Genomic DNA, 19,350 nt, shown 5'->3' on the forward strand with positions numbered 1-19,350 from the left:
AGTGACCGATAATGGTCTAGACCAGAAGGTTCACGCCACGTGGCGGCTCGCGGGACGCCGGAATCCCCTGTGCTGACGGGGCCGCTCGGGGATTTCGCCGGTCTCGTGGTCCGTTTCCGCGAGGTGGGAACCCGAACCGTCGGCCGTCGTCGCCGGACTGGGCCGGTTGCGCAGACGGTGCTGGCGGTTCACCACGTAGAGCAAAAGCAGTCCGGCGACGACCAGGCCGTGGGTGAGCACGCGTCCGGCGGTGACCTGTCCGGTGACGAGGTCGCCCGCCGACAACGCCAGGAGGAGCGCGACGAAACCGGTCAGCGCCGGTAGTTGCCCGGCCGCCGCCTTCGTGCGAACGGCCGCCCAGCCGAGTCCGACACCGACGGCCAGGTTCCACGCGCTGCTTTCGTGGGAAAGGTGCCCGACCAGGGATTCCGTGCCGTGTCCCGCACCGTGGTCGTCGACGCCCAGCAGCTGGGCGAAGGCGAGACCGAGCTGCGCGATCGCGACCATGCCGAGCGCGATCCTGGCGGGCCAGCCCTCCCTCGGCGGGGCGGGGGTGCGCTCGAGGATGACGGCGGTGAGGTCCGGGACCGGCGGAGCGGGCCGCAGCAGCATCGTGCGGTGCAGCCGCTCGGCGCGCGAGAGCCACGACCGGCAGGCGGCGCAGCCCGTCACATGCCGATCGACCACCTCGGGCGGGGCGGGTTCGGTTTCGCCGTCGAGCCGGGCCGACAGGGCCTCGCGGCAGGTCTCGCACTTCACGTCTCACTTGTCGGGCGCGGGCCTGCCCGGGTTCCCGGGACGCTGCTACGTTTCTCGTATGGCCGGGCCGCGCAACCACGACGACGAGCGGGTGACCGCGCTCGCCCTCGCCGCCGCCCGCGGTGACCGGCGGGCTCTCGAGGACTGGGTGCGGGCCACCCAGGCGGACGTCTGGCGCTTCGTGGCGCACCTCGCCGACGTCAGCGCCGCCGACGATCTCACCCAGGAGACGTACCTGCGCGCGTTCGGCAGCCTGCGCCGGTTCGCTGGCCGGTCCTCTTCGCGGACCTGGCTCCTGTCGATCGCGCGCCGGGTGGTCGTCGACCGCATCCGGGCGGCATCGGCGCGTCCGAAGCTCGCCGATGTCGACTGGGAAGCCACCGCCGAGCGTCGCGGCGCTCGTCAGGCGGAGGGTGTCGCGGGGTTCGAAGACCTCGTGGAGCTGCGGATGCTGCTCGACGGGCTCGACCCGGAGCGGCGCGAGGTCCTCGTCCTCACCCAGGTGCTGGGCCTCTCGTACGCCGAGGCGGCCGAGATCTGCGGTTGCCCGGTCGGCACCGTGCGCTCGCGTATCGCGCGTGCCCGCGAAGACCTGCTCGAAGCGGGCCGGGAGCGCGACTCCATCTAGTGCTCGCTGTGGCGCGCCACACATTTGGGGCACTTCGCTGTCACCGCGTCACACAGATGGGCTGACTCGACTACTCCGCGTTGACTAGGCCGAATGCCGATGCCTAGCGTGTCGCCATCCGACCCCAGGCCGCGCGAGGGTCCCCGCCTTCTCCGCGTGCTCTCGAAGGGATCTTCCCGATGGCCAGTCCCACCACTGGAACCCCAGGCGAGACTCAGGACCCCGGCGGTCTCGGCCGCCGCCGGTTCCTGAGCTTCCTCGTCGCGGCGCCCACGCTCACGATCGCCACGAAGATCGGCATCGACGGCTTCGCGCCCGAAGAGGCCGAAGCCGTCATCCCGACTCCGCCCGGTCCTGCCGAGATCCTCGACCTCGGCGACGTCCTCATCCTTTCGAACGCCCCCACCGCCAACCTTCTCGTCCTCGAAGTCCGCGAAGACGGCAGCGTCCGGCTGGAACTGCCCCGGACCGAGGTCGGCCAGGGCATCACCACGGCCAACGCGATGCTGGTCGCCGAGGAGATGGACCTGCCGCTCGACCGCGTCGACGTCGTGCTCTCCGACGCCCGCTCCGAACTGCTGTTCAACCAGCTGACCGGCGGTTCCAACACGATGCGCTCGCTCTACACCCCGGTGCGGACCGCGGCGGCCGCCGCCCGCGCCCGGCTGGTGGCGACGGCGGCTCGGCAGTGGGGGGCCAAGGCCGATCGTCTGTCCACAAGGGATGGTGCGGTGATCGCGCCCGACGGCCGCCGCGCGGACTACGGCGCGCTGTCCAAGCCCGCCGCCCGTGCCGATCTGGGGAAGCTCACGGCGACCCCGAAGGCGGAGTCCGCGCACCGGCTCGTCGGCACGCCGCAATCGCGCAAGGACGCGCGCGCGATGGTCACCGGGCAGCTGAAGTACACGCTCGACCTGGACATCCCCGGTGCGAAACCGGCGATGGTCCGCCGCCCGCCGACGATCAACGGCACGGTCGAGAAGGTCAACAACGAGGCCGCCGTGCGCGCGATGCCCGGCATCATCGACATCGCCGTGATCAAGACCGGGGTCGCGGTGCTGGCGGAGACCTTCGGCCAGGCACTCGACGGCAAGAACGCCCTCGACGTCACCTGGAACGCCGGCACCGTCGACGGCGAGAACAACGCGACGATCAAGAAGAAGCTGCAAGCCGCGGCGCTGCCGTTCGTCGTGCCGCCGCTGCTGACCCAGTACGTCGACGGCGAATTCGACTTCGCCTTCGCCAGCCACGCGCCGCTGGAGACCAACTCTGCGGTCGCCGACGTCCGCGAGGACAGCGCGACCATCTGGTCCGGGATGAAGGTCCCGATCCTCGCGAAGCAGAACATCGCGCAGGAACTCGGACTGCCGGAGAACAAGGTCACCGTGCACGTCCAGCAGGCGGGCGGATCGTTCGGCCGCCGCCTGTTCTCCGACGGAGCGATCGAAGCCGCGCGGATCTCGAAGGCGATGAAGCGGCCGGTGCGGCTGATGTGGAGCCGTATCGACGACATGCGCCACGGCCGCGCGCGGGCCGCGAGCCACCACAAGATCCGCGCCACCTTCGCCCTCGGTCAGGTGCTCACCTTCGAGCACCGCGTCGCCAGCGTGGAAACCGACTGGAGCCACGGACTCGGCGAGGTTTTGACCGCTTTCGCCGCGGAACTGCCGGTCGGCGGGAACCTGAGCTTCGCGCAGACGGTGTTCCTGCTGACGGTGAAGTCGCCGTACAACTTCGGCGTCACCACGCAGCTGCTCAACGAGGTCCCGGTGGACTTCCACACCGGTGCCTGGCGGTCGGTGTACTCCGCGAGCACGCGCGGCGCGGAAGAGATCATGGTCGACGAGATCGCCGCGAAACTCGGCAAGGACCCGGTCGAGTTCCGGCGCGAGTTCATCAAGAACGACCGGCAGCGCGCGGTGCTGGACAAGGTCGCCGAACTCGGCGAGTGGGGCAAGAAGATGCCCAAGGGGTTCGCGCAGGGTGTCGCCGTGCACGGCGAGTACAAGTCGTACACCGCCTGCCTCGTCGAGATGGACGCCCGTGACCCGAAGAAACCGCGCGTCACCAAGGCGACCATCGCGGTCGACGTCGGCAAGCCGATCAACCCGCGCGGCATCGAGGCGCAGATGCTCGGCGGCCTGACCGACGGCATCGCCACGACGCTGACCGCGGGTCTGCACATCGACAAGGGCCTGCCGCTGGAGGGCAGCTACTCGCAGTTCCACTACGCGCGGCAGAAGAACTCGCCGACGGACGTCAAGATCCACGTGATGCCGGAGACGGGCGAGATCGGCGGCGCGGGGGAGCTCGGCGTGCCGGCGCCGGTCGGCGCGATCGGGAACGCCTACGCGCGGGCCACCGGGATCAAACCGCGCAGCTTCCCGATCAACTTCCCGGTCGACTTCGAACCCTTCCCCCGCTGACTTTCCTTCCCCGCCAAGGAGTTTCGATGCCCAACTACACCTTCACGGTGAACGGGAAGACCGTCACCGTCGACGCGCCCGCGGATCTGCCCATGCTGTGGGCCCTGCGGGACAAACTCGGCGTCCGCGGCCCGAAGTACGGCTGCGGGATCAACGTCTGCAAGGCCTGCACCAGCCACCTCGACGGCGAGGCGTTCAATCCGTGCGTGACGCCGGTGTCCGACTGCTCTGGCAAGGAGGTCACCACCATCGAAGGCCTCGCCGACGGCGATGACCTGCACCCGGTGCAGGAGGCCTGGCTGGAGCAGGACGTCGCGCAGTGCGGCTACTGTCAGCCGGGGCAGATCATGGCCGCGGTGGCGCTGCTGAAGAAGACGAAAAACCCGACCGACGCCGAGATCGACGCGATCCAGAACGTTTGCCGGTGCGGCACCTACTTCCGGATCCGCGAAGCCATCAAGAGCGCGGCCGCGAAGATGTGAAATCCCGCCGGTGCGGCGGGGATCCCGATTTTCCGCCGCACCGGCGGAGCCTTCCGGCTTCGACAGGCCACCTCCGGGCAAGTCGTGTTAGATGACGTCCCCAGGGATTCGACGAGGAGTCCCTGCCCCGGAGGACGTCCATGCACTACCGAACTGTGCTCCGCGAAGGCTCGGCCGCCGTCGTCGCCGAATTGGCCTTCGAGGTCGAAAAACAGCTGCCTCAGCTGATCGAGAGCACCGTCGCGCAGATCCGTGCCGAGATGCCGGTGTACCGCGACGCGCAGTTCGTCACCCTCGCCGAACTGCGGACCTCGGTGCGGAACAACCTCGAGTTCGTCATGCGGACCCTGCGCGGCACCGAGGAACCCGACCTCACGCAGGCGCGGGCGACCGGGCGCGCGCGGGCGTTGCAGGGCGCGCCGCTGCCGGAACTGCTGCGGGCCTACCGGATCGGGCTCACCGAGGTGTGGAACCGGTTCGTCGAACTGACCGCTTCGGGCGAGCATCAGGACCTCCACGGCCTCGTCGCCGCGACGTCGGCCATCTGGGCGCTGATCGACGACTACGCCGAGGCGCTGACGACGACGTATCGCGACACCACGGCCGAAGTCATGCTGGCGCACCAAAGCAGACGCTCCGCGTTGGTCGAGGCGTTGTTCGCCGGCGGCGCGGCCACCGAGGGCACGCTGTGGGACATCGCGCGCGTGCTGGAACTCTCGCTCGACGGGACCTATGTGGTCGTCGCGGCGGAGACCCCGCGCGTCGGACACGAACCGTTGCCCCAGATCGAAAACCGGCTCCGCGACCGGCATCACGCGTCCGCCTGGCGGCTCACGCCGGACCTGCAGGTCGGGGTCGTGTCGATGCGGGACCCGTCGGCGTCGCAGCTGATCGTCGAGTTGCTGCGGGAGAACCAGATCGGCCGGATCGGGGTCAGCCCGGTGTTCACCGGCCTCGGGAACACCTCCCGCGCGCTGCACCTCGCCAGGGTCGCGCTCTCCAGCATGCTGCCGGGGACGACGGGAATGGTGCAGTTCAACGAATCCCCGCTCGCCGGCCTCGTCGCCAGTGCGCCGGAGGCGTCGGTCCAGCTCGCGCACCACGTGCTGCGGCCGATCCTCGACCTGCCCGGTGACGACCGGAACGTGCTGCTGCTGACGTTGCGCGCGTGGTTCGAATGCCAGGGCTCCACGAAACTGACGTCGGAGCGGATGTTCTGTCACCCCAACACGATCCGGCATCGACTGAAGCGGATTTCCGAGGAACTGGGCCGTTCGCTGACGGACCCGGCCGACATCGCCGAGCTGGGTGCTGCCCTGCGTGCGCTCCACATGTTCCCGGACACCTCTCATCTGCCCTCGCCGAGGGATCCGCTGCGCTAGGTTTCCCGGATGAACGAATTCGCCATCGGCGGAGATCTGACCGTGCACCGCCTCGGTTTCGGCGCCATGCGCCTGCCGACCGAAGCAGGCCCCGCGCGTGAGGCGTCCATCGCCTTGGCGCGAAGGGCCGTGGAGCTGGGCATCACCCTGATCGACACCGCGCATCTGTACGGCGGCGGTGCCAACGAGGAACTCCTTGCGGAAGCGCTGTACCCGTACCCGGACGATCTGGTGGTCACCACCAAGGTCGGCGTCGTGCGGACCGGGGACGACTGGAAGTACGACGCGCGGCCGGAATCGCTGCGGGTGCAGGTCGACGAGGGGCTGCGACGGTTGCGCGTCGAACGGATCGAGCTGCTGCAGCTGCACCGTCTCGATCCGGAGACCCCGCTGGCCGATCAGCTCGGCGCGCTGCGGGACCTGCGGGACGAGGGCAAGATCGGCCGGATCGGGCTGTCCGAGGTCACCGTCGACGAACTCGCGCGGGCACGCGAGATCGTCGACATCGCCAGCGTGCAGAACCGCTACAGCCTCTCGGACCGCTCGTACGAAGCGGTGCTGGACGCGTGCGAGGCGGCCGGGATCGCTTTCCTGCCTTGGCGTCCGGTGCTCGGCGCCGCGTCGGAGGCCGGTTCCGGGCTCACCGCCGTCGCCGCGGAGCTGGGGGTGACCACGGCGCAGGTCGGGCTCGCCTGGCTGCTCGCCAGGTCGCCGGTGATCCTGCCGATCCCGGGGACGGCGAACATCGCGCACCTGGAGGAGAACTTCGCCGCGGCGGAGGTCAAACTGACGGCCGGGCACCTGGAGCGCTTGGGGGGCTGAGCAGTTCCCGGGTCCGCGCTTGCTCTTCGGGCGTCCCCACCGGCATCAGGATCAGCTCCGTCGCACCGGCCTCTTCGAGTTCGCGGATCCGTGCCCGGACGAACTCCTCGTCGCCGGCGAGTACCGTCCCGCCAGGGCCGTCGACCCGGTCGCGGGTGAAAATCGCTTGGTACGCCGGGATGTTCGCCGCCATGCCGTAGTTCTCGGCGACCCAGTTCCGCGGCCCGTCGGGGTTGTGGGTGACGGAGATCAGCTGCCCGGTGATGACGCGCGGTGCCGTACGCCCGGCCTCCGTCGCCGCTTTCGTCAGCGTCGGGACGATGTACTCCGCCAGCGAGCGCGGCCCGGCCCAGGTGGACACCACGCCGTCGGAGTAGGCGCCGCTGACCTTCAGCGACAGCGGGCTCAGCGCGCCGACGACGACCGAAGGTGGCTCGGCGCCGGGCGCCTCGATGGTGCCGACAGCGGTCAGCGTCTCGCCGTGCACGTCGGCCTTTTCGTGGTGTAGTAACGGGTAGAGCGCCTGAAGGTACTCGCGCAGATGCCGGACAGGGCGGTCGAAGGAGTAGCCGTACTGGTCTTCGATGATCGGCCGGTGGCTCAGCCCGACGCCGAGCGAGACCGGCGCGCCCGTGGCGGCTTGTAGCGTCAAAGCCTGCGCCGCCAAGGAAATCGGGTGCCTCGGGTAGGTGGGGAGCACCGAAGTGCCCAGCGCGAGGCCGGGGGCGGCCGCGCCCAGCGCCGTCAACGCGGTGAGGGCGTCCCAGCCGCCGCGCTGTGCGAGCCAGATCGCGTCGTAGCCCAGCCTGGCGGCTTCTTTCGCTTGCGCGACGACGTCGCCGAAGGGGACACCGATTTCGTCGAGGAGGATTCCGGTCCGCATGCGCGGCTCCCGTCAGTAGGCGCGCCGGAGGTTGGCGCGGTCGATTTCCGCGGTCGCGCGGAAGAGGGCGATGGCGCCCGGTGCCGCCGCGCGTACCTTCGCGGCGGGCGGAGTGGCCGTCGGCTGGAAGGCGTGGGCGACGGTGTCGGCCAGCAGGTCGGCGGCGGCTTCGGGATCCGCCGCCGGGGCGAGCAGGAAGCCGTGCAGGACGGCCAGATAAGCCTTCGCCAGGTCTTCGACCTCGATGTCGATGCGGATCAGGCCGTGCTCGGCTTGCAGTTTCAGGTAGTCCAGGAACGCCTCGTGGTGCCGGGGGTCCTGGTTTTCGTGGAGCTTCGCCGCGAGCTTGCCCAGTACGCCGGAGTCGGCGAGGTAGGGCGCGTGGAGCAGGGGCCTGCGCACGACGTTGAGGAACTGGGTGCGGGTCATCCGGTGCAGCAGGGTGAGGTCGGGATCGTCCTCGATCGCCTGTGCCAGGTTCTCGATGGACCGCGCCGCCTCGCGCAGCATCACCGCGAGGAACAGCTGTTCCCGGGTTTTCCAGTGCAGGTAAAGGGTTCCCTTGCCGACGTCGGCATGCTCGGCGACGTCCTCCACGGTCACCCGCCGGTAGCCGTGCCGCAGGAGCAGGTCCGCGGCGGCGTCGAGAATACGTTCGGCGCGTTCCTGCCGGTCCTCGGTCACGCCGCTAGTTTATGACTGATTTTGAAATTTGGTCAAGCGGCGGGCGGTGGAGAGTGGTTACTCGAAGGTGTGGCCGGGTTTGACGGCCTCCACGAGCACCCGCCGCGAGTGCGCGACGAACTTCCCGTCGGTCTCGATCATCCGATGGAGTTCCGCGAGCCGGTCGCGGTACTTCTCCACCTCGAACCCCGGCACGATCCAGATCACCTTCCGCAGGAAGTGCACCACCGCGGCGAGGTCGAAGAACTCCATCCGGAGTTTCGCCGGTTCGAGCCGCTCCACCCGCAGCCCGACGGCGTCCGCCTCGGTGCGCAGCACCTCGGGGGTCCAGCCGCCGTAATCCTGCGGGCCGAGGAAGAACTCCTTCAGTTCGCGGACGGTTCCGGCGCCGATCTGTTGCGACAGGAAGATCCCGCCCGGCCGCAGGACGCGCGCGATCTCCCGCCACGGGTTCGCGATCGGATGGCGGCTGCTCACCACGTCGAAGGACTCGTCGGGGAAGGGCAAAGGTGCGTCGTACTCGGCCTCGACCACTTCGGCGCCCAAGGGCGCGAGGGTCTTCCTGGCGACCTCGACGTTCGGCGGCCAGCCTTCGGTCGCGGCGAGGACCGGCGGCGGTTTCGGGATGCCCGCGAGCACCTCACCGCCGCCGGTCTGCAGGTCGAGTCCGGCGGACGCCGCCGCCATCCGCTCACCGAGCAGCCGCGAGTATCCCCACGGCGGCCGTTCCTCCGTAGCCCGGCCTTCGAACCACGAGAAGTCCCAGCCTTCGACCGGGACGGCCTCTCCCTCGGCGAGCAGCTCTTCGAAAGTCATGCCCGCAGTTTCGGCTCCCTGGCCGGGTGGGGCAACGCGATTACGGGTGTCATCGAGGGGTAAGGCAAAGGTGGCGTGATCGAGTCGACGGGGGAGTGGGGTCGCCAAGGAGTCTGGCACGCTCTTGACCGTCCATAAGGGACGGCGACCAGGCAGAGATGTCAATTTGGGTACTTTGCGTGGGGGGTCGTGAGTGGCGATTCGGGTTCTAACCCGAATCGCCACTCACGACCACCACCTCAGGTGTCTCTTGTGGACACTCAAGGCGCGGCAGGCTCCCTTGAAGCCATCGAAGGAGCCCTTCATTGAAGGCGCAGCTACGCCATTTTTGCCTTACCTCTTGTCATCCGGCGTCGGTCGAGCGCTTCCAGAGGTTGATGTCGGCCTCGGTGGCGTAGCGGTCGATCTCGGCCAGCTCTTCGTTGGTGAAGTGCAGGTTCTTCAGCGCGCCGACGTTGTCCTCCAGCTGGGCGACGCTGCTCGCGCCGATCAGCACCGACGTCATCCGCGGGTCACGCAGGCCCCACGCGAGCGCGAGCTGCGCCAGCGTCTGCCCGCGTCGCTCGGCGATCTCGTTCAGTGCCCGGATCTTGCCGACGGTGTTCTCGGTGATCGTGTCCGGGTTGAGTGACTTCCCTTGCGCCGCACGGGAATTCTCGGGAACGCCGTCGAGGTAGCGGCTGGTCAGCAGTCCCTGCGCCAGTGGCGAGAAGGCGATGCAGCCCGCACCTTCGGCTTCGAGCGTGTCGAGCAGTTTGTCGCCTTCGAGCCAGCGGTTGAACATCGAGTACGACGGCTGGTGGATCAGCAGCGGAGTGCCCAGTTCGCGCAGGAGCCGCGCGGCCTCGGCGGTCTTCTCCGACGAGTACGACGAGATGCCGACGTACAGAGCGCGTCCGGAGCGGACGGCGGTGTCGAGCGCACCGACGGTCTCTTCGAGCGGCGTCTCGGGGTCGAACCGGTGCGAGTAGAAGATGTCGACGTAGTCCAGGCCCATCCGGCCGAGTGACTGGTCCAAAGAGGACAGCAGGTACTTGCGCGAACCCCATTCCCCGTACGGGCCCGGCCACATGTCGTAGCCCGCCTTGGTCGAGACGACCAGTTCGTCACGGTACGGCTTGAAGTCCGAAGCCAGCAGCCTGCCGAAGTTCTCCTCGGCCGAACCGTAGGGCGGGCCGTAGTTGTTGGCGAGGTCGAAGTGGGTGATGCCCAGATCGAACGCGCGCCGCGCGATGTCCCGCTGCGTGCCGAGCGGCTTGTCGTTGCCGAAGTTGTGCCACAGGCCCAGCGAGATCGCGGGCAGCTTCAGGCCGCTGCGCCCGGTACGGCGGTAGGGGATGCTCTCGTATCGGCCCTCGGCCGCGACATAGGTGCTCACGGGCCCGATGCTAGCCGCCGGAGGCGCGGGAGAAGAGGGTGGCGACGGCGCCCAGGTGATCTTTGAACGCCGCAGGTCCCTCGACCTCGAAGGGCACCCCGATGGCGGCGAGGATCAGGACGGGCCAGTCGAAGGTGTCGACGTTCATCGTCAGACGGCAGGACGTCTCGTCGATCGCTTCGAGCGCGCCACCGATATAGCGCACGGCCGCCTCGACCCGTGCCTTCGGTGCCTCGACCCGGACCACCAGTTCGTACGTGGTCGGCCTGGCCTTGATCTGGGCCTCGACGAACTTGACCGCGTCCCCGCCGGGGATCTCCCGTGGCCGGTAGCGGGCGCCGGTGGTGCGCGGCTCACTGAGCCGGTCGACACGGAAAGTGCGCCAATCCACCCGGTCGAGGTCCCACGCCACCAGGTACCAGCGCCGTCCGAGCGAGACGAGCCGGTGCGGCTCGACCAGCCGCGCGGACTCCTCGCCGCCGCGTGCGGCGTAGTCGAACTTCAGCCGCTCGTCGTCCCGGCACGCCTGCGCGATCACCGTCAGGCTGGCCGCGTTGACCCGGGGACCCGTGACGGCCGCCGGCGTCGTGTACGCCTGGAGCGCGTCGACACGTCTGCGCAGCCGGGGCGGCATCACCTGGACGACCTTCGTCAGCGCCCGGACCGAGGTCTCCTCGATGCCCTCCACCGAACCGCCCGCCGCCGTCCGCAGGCCGACCGCGATCGCCACGGCCTCCTCGTCGTCCAGCAGCAGCGGCGGCATGACCGTGCCCGACCGCAACTGGTAGCCGCCCGCGACGCCGCGGCTCGCGTTGACCGGATAGCCCAGCTCGCGGAGGCGTTCGACGTCACGCCGCAGCGTCCGCTCGCTCACCTCGAGCTTGTCGCTCAGTTCGATCCCCGACCAGAAGCGGTGTGTCTGCAGCAGCGACAGCAGCCGCAGCATCCGCGCACTCGTATTCGCCATGAATCCAGGTTCGCTCCGATTCCGGTCAGAAAGTGGCCGGAATTGACTTTAGCGTTGTTCCCATGACGATGACACTGGACACCCCGAGCGGTGTGACCACGGAAAACGTGGAGAAGTCCTACCGCTGGCGCTGGCCCGCGCTGTTCGTGATCCTGACCGGTTCGGTGATGGAACTGCTCGACATGACGGTCACGAGCATCGCCGGACCGGTCATGCGGGCCTCGCTCGTCGGCGGCACGGCGATGATCCAGTGGCTCGGCGTCGCCTACACCCTCGCGATGGTGTCCGGCCTGCTCACCGGCGGACGGCTCGGCGACATCTTCGGCCGCAAGCGCATGTTCCTGATCGGCGCGATCGGCTTCGTCGTCGGCTCGTTGTTCTGCGCGATCGCGGTGAGCCCCGAGATGATCATCACCGCCAGGGTGGTGCAGGGTCTGTTCGGCGCCGCGATGATCCCGCAGGGCCTCGGCATGATGAAGGAGATGTTCACCGGAAAGGAGCTTCAGTCCGCGTTCGGCATGTTCGGCCCGGTGATGGGGCTCGCCGCGGTCGGCGGTCCGATCCTCGCGGGCTGGCTGGTCGACGCCGATCTCTTCGGGACCGGCTGGCGGATGATCTTCCTGATCAACCTGCCGATCGGCGCGCTGGCGGTACTCGCCGCGATCAAGTTCCTTCCCGAGTCCAGGCCCGGTGGTTCGCTCAAACTCGACATCCCCGGCGCGCTGCTCGCCACGACCGGTGCACTGCTGATCGTCTTCCCGCTGGTACAGGGTCGTGAGTACGGCTGGCCGCTGTGGACGTTCGCGATGATGGCCGCCGCGATCGTGGTGTTCGGTGTCTTCGCCTGGTTCGAGAAGCGCAAGAGCGGTCGCGGTGGTGACCCGCTGGTCGAACCCAGCCTGTTCCGCAAGCGCAGCTTCCTCGCCGGGATGGCGACCGGGACGATCTACTTCGCGGCGTTCTCCGGCTTCGGGCTCGTCTTCACGCTGTACCTGCAGATCGGGCTCGGTTTCTCGCCGCTCAAGGCCGGGCTGACCGGGGTGCCGATGTCGCTGGGGATGATCGTCGGGATGGGTCTGGTGCAGGTGGTGCGCAAGCACGGCCGCAAGGTGCTGCACACCGGCGCGCTGATCATGACCGCGGGCGTGGTCGCGCTGCTGCTGCTCCTCGGCCCGGAAACCGGTCCGTGGCTGATCGCCCCCGCGTTGCTGGTGGTCGGGATCGGATCCGGGCTGATCATGGGGCCGTACTTCGAGATCGCACTGTCCGGAGTGGAGCCGTCGGAGGCCGGATCGGCGTCGGGCGCGCTGACCTCGCTCCAGCAGGTCGGCGGCGCGCTGGGGATGGCGCTGCTGGGCACGGTGTTCTTCGACGCCGGGACCGCCGACCCGACCGACGCCGCGCAGCGGACGTTCTGGGTGGTCGCGGTGATGGTGATGCTCACGTTCGCGGTCGGGTTCCTGCTGCCCAAGCGGATCCGCGACGTAGAGTCGGCCGGGTAGGCGATCGAGCTGGGAGGCCGCGTGGCTGGGACCGGGTACTTCACATCCGTCGAAGACGTGACGGCGAAGCTCGCCGACACCGGCTACCTGGCCTCCGCGGCCGTCGCCACCACGGTGTTCCTCGCGGACGCCCTCGGTAAGCCGTTGCTGATCGAGGGCCCCGCGGGCGTCGGCAAGACCGAGCTGGCGAAGGCGGTCGCGCAGGCGAGCGGCTCCCGGCTCGTGCGGTTGCAGTGCTACGAAGGCGTCGACGAGTCGCGTGCGCTGTACGAGTGGAACCACGCGAAGCAGCTTCTCCGGATCACCGCCGGCAAGGACGAGACGTGGGACGAAGCCCGCAACGACATCTTCGGTGAAGAGTTCCTGCTGGCCAGGCCGCTGCTGACGGCGATCAAGGGCGACGAGCCGACCGTCCTGCTCATCGACGAGACCGACAAGGCCGACGTCGAGATCGAGGGCCTGCTGCTGGAGGTGCTCGGCGACTTCCAGATCACCGTCCCGGAACTCGGCACGATCACCGCCGGGCGCCGGCCGTTCGTGGTGCTGACCTCCAACGCGACGCGCGAACTTTCCGAGGCGCTGCGCCGCCGGTGCCTGTTCCTGCACATCGATTTCCCCGACGCGGCACTGGAACAGCGCATCGTGCGGCTCAAGGTGCCTGGCGTCGACGACGCGCTCGCCGCGTCCTTGGTCAAGGTCATCACCGCGCTGCGGGCGATGGAACTGCGGAAGGCGCCGTCGGTCGCGGAGACCATCGACTGGGCCCGCACGCTGCTGGCGCTCGGCGCGGACAGCCTCGGCGAGGACGTCGTCCGCGCGAGTCTCGGCGTGATCCTCAAACACCAGGAAGACGTCGTGAAGGCGGACGCGCGGCTGGAGCTCGGCAAGGTCCTCGACTCGTGAGCGGCGTGCCGGGCAGGCTCGTCGAGTTCGTGGAAGCGTTGCGGGAACACGGGATCCCGGCGGGTCCGAGTGAGACGGTCGACGCCGCCGCGGCACTCGAAGTGCTGGGCCTGGCTTCCCGCGAGCAGATGCGGGAAGGGCTCGCGGCGGCGCTCGTCCGGCGCGGCGGCCAGCGCGCGGTGTTCGACGCGACGTTCGACGTCTACTTCCCGCTCGGCGTCGGCGCGCCCTCGCAGGACCCGGTCGAAGACCTGGCCGCGCTGCGGGACCGGCTCGCCGCCGCGCTCGCGGCGAACGATCAGACGGAACTGACGCAACTGTCCGGGCTCGCCGTCGACATGCTGGGGGAGTACGGCGGCACGTCGGGCTCCGGCGGCTGGTCGGCGCACCAGACCCTGGAACGGCTCCAGCCGCAGACCCTCGTGGTCCGCGTGCTCGAAGCGATCCGTGCGGGCGCTTCCAACGATTTCACTGACAGGCTGGACCGCGACGACGTCCGGCGGCGGGTCGAGGGCTTCCGTGGACTGGTGCGGACCGAAGCACGCCGCAGGGTGGCGGAAGTCCGTGGCAGGGAACGGGTTTCGCGGCACGCCGTCCCGCCCGCGGCCGACCGCGTCGACTTCCTGCTCGCCAGCCGCGCGCAACTCGCCGAACTCCGCCGTGTCGTGCAGCCCCTGTCCCGCAAGCTCGCCACCCGGCTGGCCGCCCGGCGACGGCGGCACGCGCGCGGGCAGATCGACCTGCGCCGGACGCTGCGACGCTCGCTGTCCACCGGCGGTGTCCCGATGCGTCCGTCGTACCGGCGGCACCGGCCAGGGAGGCCGGAAATCGTGCTGCTGTGCGACATGTCGGGCTCGGTTGCCGGTTTCGCGAACTTCACCATGCTGCTGGTGCAGGCCTTGCGCGACCAGTTCAGCAAGGTGCGGGTGTTCGCGTTCATCGACGCGTGCGACGAGATCACCCACCTCGTCGACACCGGTGCCGCCGATCCGGAGGACCTCGGCGCGCGCATCCTCGCCGACGCGGAACTGACCCGCTGGGACGGGCACAGCGATTACGGGCACGCGCTCGGCGAGTTCGTCGAGCGGTACTCGGATGCCGTGGGGCCCAAGACGTCCATGCTCATCCTCGGGGACGCCAGGACCAACGGAGGCGACCCGAACCTGGCGGCGGTTCGCGGGATCGCCGCGGCCGCGAGGCATACCTACTGGCTCAATCCCGAGCGGACGGCGTTGTGGTCCACCGGTGACTCCGAGGCGCACGCCTACGCGGAGGTCGTCGAGATGCACGAATGCCGGAACGTGCACCAGCTGACCAAGTTGGTGACGCGCCTCTTGCCCGCGTAGGGCCTCACGCAATTGGTCACCTAGTTGCGCGGGGTTACCGCGGCCTTCCCGTAGGCGTCGGCGTTGCTGAACACTTCCTGCCCGTACGCGGCGGAGTTGTTGTAGGTCAGCACCGCGGTCCACCATCCGGCGGGTTTGCCGAGGTCGCCGCCCCGGGCGCACAGGTACCGGGCGGTCGTCATCGCGGCGTCGTCGATGTTCTGCGGATCCGGCGCGGCGCCGTCACCGCTCGCACGGACGCCGTACCGCTTCCAGGTGGCGGGCAGGAACTGCATCGGCCCGACCGCGCGATCCCATTTCGGGTCGCCGTCGAGGGCGCCCTTGTCGGTGTCGACGACCGCCAGCACGCCGGGGGAGCCGTCGAGCGGGATGCCGATGATCGGCGGCGTCACGACGCCGTCCTCGCCGGCGCGGGAGCCGTCGTGCCGGGCGTGCTGGGATTCGGTCCGGCCGATCCCGGCGATGGTCGCCCAGGTGATTCCGCAGCGTGGCGTGGTCTTCGCGGTCTTCTCGGCGGCGTTCACGTACGCCCGCAGCGCGCGCGAAGGAATGTCCGTGTTCTCCGACACCTTCGCGATCCAGGCGTCCTTCGCGGGCTCCGCGGGCAGCGGTCCGGCGTCGCCGGGGATCGCCGAACGCGGGGCGGGTTTGAGCGCGGGGACGACGAATTCCGGTTTGACCGGCACCGGCTCGCGGTCGGTGAGGCTGACCACGACCCATACGACGCCCGCCACCAAGGCGCCCACGACCAGCAGCGCGAGCATCACGCAGCCGCGCGGGCCGCGCCTCTTGGGCGGTGGTTGCCACTGGTCCATGAGGTCCAGTGCCGAAGGGGACGAAGCGGTCACCGGTTCCACGGTACGTGACTGTTGTGGAGAACTTGTGTAGCCCGCCTTCCCGGGTGAGCCTGCCCACGACCCGCGATTCGTCACCTACTTGCGCTCTCACGCCTGCGCGACTACCGCAAGTAGGTGACGAATTGCGGGGTGCGATCGCCCCCTTTGCCCGGTTGACAGCGGTTCGGCCGGATGGCGAGACTGGTCCGCGTTAGGAAAGTTTCCTAACAAGGGCTCGCCGCGCCCCTGCCCACGGAACGCAACGATGCTTCTGAAGGAGGCACAAAGTGGTACGCCCAAGATGGCGGGCGGCGCTGGTCACGGTGCTCGCGGCCGCTTCGGTCCCGATCTCCGCCCAGGCCGCTTCCGCGGCTCCCGTCCGCTACGAGTCCGAGAACGCGACGGTCTCCCGCGGCGTGGTCGAATCCAATCACCAGGGCTTCACCGGATCCGGCTTCGTCAACTACGACAACGTCACCGGCAGCTACGTCGAGTACACCGTCAACGCGGCGCAGGCGGGACAGCACACGCTGACCTTCCGCTACGCCAACGGCACCACCGCCAACCGTCCGCTCGACATCACCGTCAACGGCGCCATCGCCGTCGACGACCTCGGGTTCGCCGGCACCGGCGCGTGGACGACCTGGCGCACCGTCACCACCACGGTGAACCTCGCGGCGGGCGGCAACAGGATCCGCACGACCGCCGTCACGTCGAACGGCGGGCCCAACGCGGATTCGCTTTCGGTCGAGGGCAGTGGTGGTTCCAACGACACCGAAGCGCCCTCGGCGCCGGGCTCGCCCACCACGTCGAACGTGACCTGCGGCAGCGCGACCCTGAGCTGGCAGGCGTCGGCGGACAACGTCGGGGTCGCCGGGTACCGCGTCCTCCGGAGTGGTCAAACCGTCGCCACGACGGCGAATTCGCCCGCGACGGTGACCGGTCTCTCCGCGTCGACGTCGTACTCGTTCACGGTGGTCGCCTACGACGCGGCGGGGAACACGTCCGCTCCGAGCAACGCCGTCTCCGTCACCACTCCCACGTGCGGCACCGGGACACCGGTGTCGATCAACGGAAAGCTCCACGTCTGCGGCGTCAAACTGTGCAACCAGTACGGCAAGCCCATCCAGCTGCGAGGGATGAGCACGCACGGGATCCAGTGGTACAGCCAATGCGTGAAGACCGCTTCGCTGGACGCGCTGGCCAACGACTGGAAGGCCGACATCCTGCGTGTCGCCATGTACATCCAGGACGGCGGTTACGAAAGCAACCCGCGCAAGTTCACCGACATGATGCACAGCTACATCGAAGAAGCGACGAAACGCGGGATGTACGTCCTCGTCGACTGGCACCAGCTCGACCCCGGTGACCCGAACGCGAACACCCACCTCGCGAAGACGTTCTTCGCCGAGATCGCCCAGCGGCACAAGGACAAGGTCAACATCATCTACGACGTCGCGAACGAGCCGAACGGCGTCAGCTGGGCGGACGTGAAGCGGTACGCCGAAGAGGTCATCCCGGTGATCCGGACCCAGGACCCGGACAGCGTCGTCTTCCTCGGCACGCACGGATGGTCGACCTTCGGCATCTCCGACGGCCGCGACGAGAACGACATCCTCGACAACCCGGTCAACGCCACCAACATCATGTACACGTTCCACTTCTACGCGGCATCGCACCAGGACGAGCACTACGACGCGCTGGCGCGGACCGCGGACCGGATCCCGGTGTTCGTCACGGAATTCGGCACCCAGACCTACACGGGTGACGGCGGGAACGACTTCACGTACTCGCAGAAGTACCTTGATCTGCTGGCCGCCAAGAAGATCGGCTGGACGAACTGGAACTTCTCCGACGACTTCCGTTCCGGTGCCGTGTTCAAGACCGGAACCTGCGCCGGGAACTCCTTCACCGGCACTTCGATGCTGAAGCCGGCCGGTGTCTGGGTGTGGGACCGCATCCGCACGCCGGACGACTTCCCGACCGGCTGAGCCAGGACGCCTCGTGCCCGCTGTCCTCACCGGGCACGAGGCGTTCCCCCGGCATGGCAGACTCCGCCGGATGAACGCGTGGCTCACCAGCCTCATCGCCGTGGCCGGGACCCTGCTCGGCTCGACGTCGACCTTCTTGTTCCAGCGGCTCAACACCGCTCGCGCCGACCGATTCACCCGAGAAGAACGACTCCGCCAGGACCGGACGGAAGCCTGTGCCGACTTCGCGGGCGCGATCACCGGGCTCAGGCGCGGCGCGGTCAGTCTGTGGCTCTTGCGACAGCGAGCCACCGCCACCGACGAGGACGTGCGCGCCGCGTTCACCGAATCCGACGTTCTCGGTGCCGCGGCCGACCACGCCCGCTTCCGGGTGGCGCTGCTCACCGGCGATCCGGAGCTGGTGGCGCTCGCCGATGTCGCCTTCGAACACTGTGCCGCGATCAGGGAAGCGGCCGACCCTGCCGGACTGGCCGGTCACGAAGAGCGGTGCCAGCGGGCGCTCGATGCCTTCATCGACGCCGCGGGGGCCCAGGTGCGAGGCGTCAGGCCAGCCAGGCGTCGATCTCTTGGTGGATCGAAAGCTTGAGCTCGGCCGGCGCGAAGGACGCGTCGACGGACGCCCTGGCGAGGCCCGCGAGCGCGAGGTCGTCGTAGGCGAACGCCTCGCGAGTGCGCAGGAACTCGTCGGTCAGTGTCGTCCCCGTGATCGACGGGACATCGGTGCTGAGCGTGACCACGAGCCCGGCGTCGACCAACCGGGGGAGCGGGTGCTCCTCGAACGACGGCACGAGCCCGAGCGTCACGTTCGACGACGGGCAGACCTCCAGCGCGATACCGCGTTCCCGCACCTCGGCGACCAGCGCGACATCCTCCAGGATCCGGATGCCGTGGCCGATCCGCTCGCTGTGGCCGACCTCGAGTGCCTCGCGGATGCTGGCCGGTCCGGCGTCCTCGCCCGCGTGGTGTATCAGGCGCAGTCCGGCCTCGTCGGCCTCGTCGCAGATCCCGGCGAACGGCGCCAGCGGATACTTCTCCTCCCCGGCGAGGCCGATCGCGAACACCCCGTCCGGGGCGTACCGGCGCGCCAGGTCGAGGGTGAGCCGGGCGCGTTCGACCGACCGGCGGCGTGAGTGGTCCAGGAGCATCCGCCAGTGGAGCCCGTATTCGGCCGCCCCCGCCGAGAGTCCTTTGAGGACGGACGCCAGTGGCATGTCCGGCTCGCCCAGTCGTTCGCCGTGCGAAGCCGCCGTGAAGGTGACTTCGGCGTAGCGGACCCCGTCCGCGACCTGGTCCTCGCAGAACTCGCGCGCCACCCGTTCGAAGTCCTCCGGCCTCCGCAGGCAGGACCGCAGCAGCCCGTTGTAGTCACCGAACGCGCGGAACCCGTCGAACACGGGTTGTTCCGCGGGTACGGTGACGCCGTTCGCCTCACCGAGGTCACGGAGCGTGTCCGGCCGGATCGTGCTTTCGAGGTGGACGTGCAGATGGGCCTTGGGCAGCAGCGAAAGATCCCGCATGGGCTCGAACCTAGTGGCCTCGGCCCGC

Annotated in this window: 18 protein-coding genes; 10 read left to right on the forward strand and 8 right to left on the reverse strand. The window is 69.1% G+C overall.

Going from position 1 to position 19,350, the window contains the following annotated elements; translation table 11 throughout:
* Positions 1-30: 30 nt before the first annotated feature.
* Positions 31-759: a zf-HC2 domain-containing protein gene (locus DL990_RS24275; RefSeq protein ID WP_125788602.1), complete on the reverse strand. Its 729-nt coding sequence runs from the start codon at positions 757-759 to the stop codon at positions 31-33.
* 58 nt (positions 760-817) lie between these two features.
* On the opposite strand from DL990_RS24275, the gene sigC reads away from it, so the two are divergent.
* From sigC to DL990_RS24300, 5 genes are all read left to right on the forward strand, one after another.
* A complete protein-coding gene (gene sigC / locus DL990_RS24280; RefSeq protein WP_125788601.1) occupies positions 818-1,387 on the forward strand; it encodes an RNA polymerase sigma factor SigC in 570 nt (189 codons plus the stop codon).
* Positions 1,388-1,566: 179 nt separating this feature from the next.
* Positions 1,567-3,813: a xanthine dehydrogenase family protein molybdopterin-binding subunit gene (locus DL990_RS24285; RefSeq protein ID WP_125799996.1), complete on the forward strand. Its 2,247-nt coding sequence runs from the start codon at positions 1,567-1,569 to the stop codon at positions 3,811-3,813.
* Between the two features lie 26 nt (positions 3,814-3,839).
* Positions 3,840-4,295, forward strand: coding sequence for a (2Fe-2S)-binding protein (locus DL990_RS24290; protein ID WP_016335901.1), 456 nt, complete (start codon positions 3,840-3,842; stop codon positions 4,293-4,295).
* A 140-nt stretch (positions 4,296-4,435) separates the two neighbouring features.
* Positions 4,436-5,677, forward strand: coding sequence for a CdaR family transcriptional regulator (locus DL990_RS24295; protein WP_125799997.1), 1,242 nt, complete (start codon positions 4,436-4,438; stop codon positions 5,675-5,677).
* Between the two features lie 9 nt (positions 5,678-5,686).
* Positions 5,687-6,499, forward strand: coding sequence for an aldo/keto reductase (locus DL990_RS24300; RefSeq protein WP_125799998.1), 813 nt, complete (start codon positions 5,687-5,689; stop codon positions 6,497-6,499).
* Here the strand turns inward: DL990_RS24300 and DL990_RS24305 are convergent.
* From DL990_RS24305 to DL990_RS24325, 5 genes are all read right to left on the reverse strand, one after another.
* Positions 6,459-7,382 carry a TIGR03564 family F420-dependent LLM class oxidoreductase gene (locus DL990_RS24305; protein WP_125788596.1) on the reverse strand — a complete coding sequence of 308 codons (924 nt, stop codon included), beginning with the start codon at positions 7,380-7,382 and terminating at the stop codon, positions 6,459-6,461. The genes DL990_RS24300 and DL990_RS24305 overlap by 41 nt on opposite strands.
* Before the next feature lie 12 nt (positions 7,383-7,394).
* Positions 7,395-8,066 (reverse strand): TetR/AcrR family transcriptional regulator, encoded by a 672-nt coding sequence (locus DL990_RS24310; protein ID WP_125788595.1) that lies wholly within the window; start codon positions 8,064-8,066, stop codon positions 7,395-7,397.
* A gap of 57 nt (positions 8,067-8,123) precedes the next feature.
* Complete coding sequence (locus DL990_RS24315; RefSeq protein WP_125799999.1) at positions 8,124-8,882, reverse strand: class I SAM-dependent methyltransferase; 759 nt, start codon at positions 8,880-8,882, stop codon at positions 8,124-8,126.
* Positions 8,883-9,225: 343 nt separating this feature from the next.
* The gene (mgrA, locus tag DL990_RS24320) at positions 9,226-10,260 is read right to left on the reverse strand and encodes an L-glyceraldehyde 3-phosphate reductase (RefSeq protein WP_125800000.1); all 1,035 of its coding nucleotides are present in this window, start codon (positions 10,258-10,260) and stop codon (positions 9,226-9,228) included.
* Between the two features lie 10 nt (positions 10,261-10,270).
* Positions 10,271-11,227 (reverse strand): YafY family protein, encoded by a 957-nt coding sequence (locus DL990_RS24325; RefSeq protein ID WP_233599174.1) that lies wholly within the window; start codon positions 11,225-11,227, stop codon positions 10,271-10,273.
* Positions 11,228-11,289: 62 nt separating this feature from the next.
* Between DL990_RS24325 and DL990_RS24330 the strand changes: the two genes are divergently transcribed.
* The 3 genes from DL990_RS24330 to DL990_RS24340 are packed head-to-tail and all read left to right on the forward strand — an operon-like array spanning position 11,290 to position 14,978.
* Entirely contained in the window at positions 11,290-12,729 is a 1,440-nt protein-coding gene (locus DL990_RS24330; protein WP_125800001.1) for an MFS transporter, read from the forward strand.
* A 21-nt stretch (positions 12,730-12,750) separates the two neighbouring features.
* Positions 12,751-13,632 carry a MoxR family ATPase gene (locus DL990_RS24335; RefSeq protein WP_125788591.1) on the forward strand — a complete coding sequence of 294 codons (882 nt, stop codon included), beginning with the start codon at positions 12,751-12,753 and terminating at the stop codon, positions 13,630-13,632.
* Entirely contained in the window at positions 13,629-14,978 is a 1,350-nt protein-coding gene (locus DL990_RS24340) for a VWA domain-containing protein (protein WP_125800002.1), read from the forward strand. The genes DL990_RS24335 and DL990_RS24340 overlap by 4 nt, the downstream gene beginning before the upstream one ends.
* Before the next feature lie 20 nt (positions 14,979-14,998).
* Here DL990_RS24340 and DL990_RS24345 read toward each other — a convergent pair whose 3' ends face one another.
* A complete protein-coding gene (locus DL990_RS24345; RefSeq protein ID WP_125788589.1) occupies positions 14,999-15,826 on the reverse strand; it encodes a lytic transglycosylase domain-containing protein in 828 nt (275 codons plus the stop codon).
* A 275-nt stretch (positions 15,827-16,101) separates the two neighbouring features.
* Here DL990_RS24345 and DL990_RS41295 point away from each other — a divergent pair, with 275 nt between their 5' ends.
* Both DL990_RS41295 and DL990_RS24360 read left to right on the forward strand, forming a co-directional pair.
* Positions 16,102-17,805, forward strand: coding sequence for a cellulase family glycosylhydrolase (locus DL990_RS41295; protein WP_158632651.1), 1,704 nt, complete (start codon positions 16,102-16,104; stop codon positions 17,803-17,805).
* Positions 17,806-17,818: 13 nt separating this feature from the next.
* Entirely contained in the window at positions 17,819-18,391 is a 573-nt protein-coding gene (locus DL990_RS24360) for a hypothetical protein (protein ID WP_233620549.1), read from the forward strand.
* Here DL990_RS24360 and add read toward each other — a convergent pair.
* Positions 18,348-19,322, reverse strand: coding sequence for an adenosine deaminase (gene add / locus DL990_RS24365; RefSeq protein ID WP_125800003.1), 975 nt, complete (start codon positions 19,320-19,322; stop codon positions 18,348-18,350). The two genes, DL990_RS24360 and add, sit on opposite strands and share 44 nt — an antisense overlap.
* Positions 19,323-19,350 lie beyond the last annotated feature (28 nt).

The organism is Amycolatopsis sp. WAC 01416 (assembly GCF_003947485.1).
Classification (GTDB): Bacteria; Actinomycetota; Actinomycetes; order Mycobacteriales; family Pseudonocardiaceae; genus Amycolatopsis.

Coding starts and splice junctions, on each gene's coding strand:
- sigC (WP_125788601.1), top strand. CDS start 818: ATGGCCGGGCCGCGCAACCACGACGACGAGCGGGTGACCGCGCTCGCC.
- DL990_RS24285 (WP_125799996.1), top strand. CDS start 1,567: ATGGCCAGTCCCACCACTGGAACCCCAGGCGAGACTCAGGACCCCGGC.
- DL990_RS24290 (WP_016335901.1), top strand. CDS start 3,840: ATGCCCAACTACACCTTCACGGTGAACGGGAAGACCGTCACCGTCGAC.
- DL990_RS24295 (WP_125799997.1), top strand. CDS start 4,436: ATGCACTACCGAACTGTGCTCCGCGAAGGCTCGGCCGCCGTCGTCGCC.
- DL990_RS24300 (WP_125799998.1), top strand. CDS start 5,687: ATGAACGAATTCGCCATCGGCGGAGATCTGACCGTGCACCGCCTCGGT.
- DL990_RS24305 (WP_125788596.1), bottom strand. CDS start 7,382: ATGCGGACCGGAATCCTCCTCGACGAAATCGGTGTCCCCTTCGGCGAC.
- DL990_RS24315 (WP_125799999.1), bottom strand. CDS start 8,882: ATGACTTTCGAAGAGCTGCTCGCCGAGGGAGAGGCCGTCCCGGTCGAA.
- DL990_RS24325 (WP_233599174.1), bottom strand. CDS start 11,227: ATGGCGAATACGAGTGCGCGGATGCTGCGGCTGCTGTCGCTGCTGCAG.
- DL990_RS24330 (WP_125800001.1), top strand. CDS start 11,290: ATGACGATGACACTGGACACCCCGAGCGGTGTGACCACGGAAAACGTG.
- add (WP_125800003.1), bottom strand. CDS start 19,322: ATGCGGGATCTTTCGCTGCTGCCCAAGGCCCATCTGCACGTCCACCTC.